This is a genomic window from Microbacterium sp. H6, assembly GCF_003314775.1.
GTDB lineage: Bacteria > Actinomycetota > Actinomycetes > Actinomycetales > Microbacteriaceae > Microbacterium > Microbacterium oxydans.
Genome location: NZ_QOAY01000093.1, coordinates 3,750 through 4,052 on the forward strand (window position 1 = coordinate 3,750; position 303 = coordinate 4,052).

Genomic DNA, 303 nt, shown 5'->3' on the forward strand with positions numbered 1-303 from the left:
TGGCGACCGGGGGCCGCACGATGACGGGAAGGGAGACCCGGGCCGAGGCACCGGGGCTGCGCGCACACATCGTGGTCGATCGCGAGCACTTCGCCGTCGACGTCGCTCTGCAGGTGGCGGTGGGGGAGACCATGGCCATCATGGGGCCCAGCGGCGCGGGCAAATCGACCCTGCTGCAGGCACTCGCGGGCCTCGAGCCGCTGAGCGCGGGAGAGATCGAGGTCGCCGGCCGGGTCGTCGACCGCGTCGCCTCACCACGGGTGCGGACGCCGCCGATGAACCGCGGCGTGGTGCTGCTCGGCC

Annotated in this window: 1 protein-coding gene; it reads left to right on the plus strand. The window is 73.9% G+C overall.

The features are described from left to right. Positions 1-20: 20 nt before the first annotated feature. Positions 21-303, plus strand: a 283-nt coding sequence (locus DSP71_RS06220) for an ATP-binding cassette domain-containing protein (RefSeq protein ID WP_113680652.1), incomplete at its 3' end; no start/stop codon positions are given.